General features: G+C 63.0%; 2 protein-coding genes. One reads left to right on the top strand and one right to left on the bottom strand.

Annotated elements, in window-relative coordinates:
- Nucleotides 1-985, top strand: a 985-nt coding sequence (locus tag KA184_19125; protein MBP8131696.1) for a metallophosphoesterase family protein, incomplete at its 5' end; no start/stop codon positions are given.
- Between the two features lie 344 nt (nucleotides 986-1,329).
- On the opposite strand, the gene KA184_19120 is transcribed toward KA184_19125, so the two are convergent.
- On the bottom strand, nucleotides 1,330-2,910 hold a 1,581-nt coding region (locus KA184_19120), incomplete at its 5' end, for a thiamine pyrophosphate-binding protein (GenBank protein ID MBP8131695.1).

The following is a 2,910-nucleotide window of genomic DNA, read 5'->3' as shown; positions in this document are numbered from 1 at the left end:
CGGCCAACTGGACCAGTCTGCCATCGCGAGCCACGCCGGGCTCATCCCCAACGACTCGACGTGCCACGTCATTCGCCTCACGGGGCTCACGCCGGGCATGACCTATCGCTACAAAGTCGTGACGCAGGAGTTCAAAGGCTATCTGACACCTTACAGCGTCTCTTACGGCGATACGGCCGAGAGTGACATCTTCACCTTCACCACCCTCAATCCGGGCAAGACAACCTTCTCCTTCGTCATGTGGAACGATATTCATGACGATTCCCGGCGGCTCGAAGCCATGTTCGACGATATCGTCTGGGACGGCGTCGATTTCGTCTTGCTCAATGGCGACATCATCAATGATTTCAAACGGCCCGAACAGCCCTTCGCCGGTTTCTACGATGCGTGCGTGGAGCGCTTCGCCAAGACCGTGCCCACGGTTTTCCTGCGGGGCAATCACGAAGCACGGGGACCCCTGGCGCGGCGTCTTGCCGACTATTTCCCCGGCCAAAACGGCCGTTTTTATTGGTCTTTCAATCACGGGCCGGTCCACTTCGTCGTGCTCGATTCGGGCGAAGACAAACCGGATGCCAACGAGGAGTACGCCGGGCTGGCCGATTTCGCGCCCTATCGCCAGGAACAGGCCGCCTGGCTCGACACCGATCTCAACGGCGAACCTGCGCGTTCCGCGCCCTTTCGCATCATTCTCTCGCACCAACCTTCCGGTTACGGCGAACTCGACCACTTCGGCGTGCGGGAAATACGCCGCCTTTGGGACCCCATAATCAACAAGGCAAACTGCCAACTTTGGCTGAGCGGCCACATCCACCGATTCCTGAGACGGGCACCCCATGAGGACGGCGATAATGTCTATCACGCAATAATCAATCCCGCGGACGGAACCACCCGCGTTGATGTCACGCCGGAAGCACTCCAGATTACCGTGATTCAGAAGGGCGGTGACATCCTGGATTCCACACGGATTCCCTTGGCGCGCGAATAGGCCCGGCGCCCCCGGGAGAATCCCCTCTTCGGACACGCATGGGTTGCGTGCTCGCGAATATCTATCCCTTGACTCATCGACGGGCTTCCGCAGTAAACACTGCCGTCGAAGAACACGCCCGATGGCGCCCTTATCGTTTCACTCCCCCCGGAATTGGACAGCCGGGACTCTGGCAGAAAAGAAAGCGCCCAACTTAGACGGTCCCAAGATCTGATTCATACCTGATGCAGGGGCGAAGCATGCCTCGCCCCCATGGAACGCGGGCAAAGGTGTCCTGGCTCTTTGAATGGTGTCTTCACCTCGAGGGCGCGATTCTATTGGTCACACGACTCCTGCCGAAGCCTTTACAGTCCCACTTCATGTCGCATCCGCTGCACGTTTTCGCACCAGTTTCCGACATTCCAGCGGCCGAAGACACCCATGCCTCCAAGAGGATCGGACCCGAAGTACACGGGCACGTGGATCAGCGAAAGGCCATTGTATGCAAAGGCTTTTCTGAGAGCGGATTCGAGCTCCGCCATGCTGCGCCCGCCGAAAAGCGCGTTGACGCCTTTGATCGCCCCGCCCCACGCGACATAGTCGACTTCGACGGTGTCGCCCGTGGCGTATTCCGCGCCGAACTGCGCGTATTGCAGGCCGGTGATCGCGCCCATGCGCCGATTGTCGAGGAGCACGATGCAGCCGGTCGCGCCGTGCAAGACGCCGTCGATGAGTATCTGCGGGTTCATCGTGAACGAGCCGTCGCCGCTGAGCGCAACGCCGTAGAACGCTTTTTCCGTCAACGCCGTCGCCAGTAGCGCGGACACGGCGAAGCCCATGTAGCTCGCCCCAGTCTCGGTGAAGGTGCGGCCCAGCCGGTCGTCTTCGACAATCTGGAACCCGTTCGCCTGCACGTCGCCCGCGTCGAAGAAGCACACTGCGTCATGCGCGCGGGCCCAGTCAGTGACGGTCTTGATGACTGCGGGCTGCGTCAATACGGGCCCGCCCCACACCTCGTCGTTCAACACCGGGGCTGCATAGCGTGCCTCACGGAACGCGTCCCACTCCTCGCGCTTCGCGCGGCACGCCTTGAACCACGCGGACACCTCGCCTGCGCCGCGTTTCGGCGCACGGCGCAGTTCTTCGTTCAGGCGGCGCAACGTCGCCGCGGCATCACCCACGAGCGCGATGGTCTTGTTGTAGTGCGTCGCGGCATCCAGGTCCGCGTTGATGTTGATGACGCGCTGCGCCTTCGGGTAGCCGGTGCGCGAGCAGTCGGACTGGCACACGGCGCGTGTGCCGATGGCGACGAGCAGGTCCGCCTCTTCCATCGCGTAGTTGCCGCTGATGCTGCCTTTCGAGCCGCCCACGGTCATGTTGCGCGGATGCAGGAATGGGATCACGCCCGACACGAGCGGACTCGTCACCGCGACGGCGTCAGCCAGTTCCAGAAACTCGAGCAACTCCGGCCCTGCGTTGCGCGCGCCCCCTCCCACTTTCACCACCACGCGATGGGCGCACCGCAGCGCCTCCGCAGTCTCGCCGTACATGCCCTCGTCGCCGGCTGCGCCCAAGCGCGGCGGCGCGCCCCCGGGCAGTTCGTCCAGATTGAAACGCGGCAGCGGGCACGGCTGCGTGTTCAACGGCATTAGCAGGAAAAACGGCCCCGCGCGATGCGGATGGTCCACGGTGTTCTGCCCGCGCCGCAGCGCCGTGCCAATGGCCCAGGGCGTGTGCAGGCAATACGCCTCGCCGATGGCGCTGCAGAACTGAAGGAACAGACTCTGGCGCGGCTTCGGAATCTGCTGCATATTCGGCCCTTCGTCCTCGGTCGTTTCATCGCCGAGCAGGAACCAGACGCCGATGCCGTCGCTCGCGGGCGCAATCGACGCCGCGACCGCTTGCAGCGGGCCGGGGCCAATCGAGCACACCACCGCGGCCCTTTC

The sequence above is a fragment of the Candidatus Hydrogenedentota bacterium genome (assembly GCA_018005585.1).
Classification (GTDB): domain Bacteria; phylum Hydrogenedentota; class Hydrogenedentia; order Hydrogenedentales; family JAGMZX01; genus JAGMZX01.
Note: the sequence above shows the minus strand (reverse complement) of the source record. Positions and strands in the feature narration are given on the sequence as shown.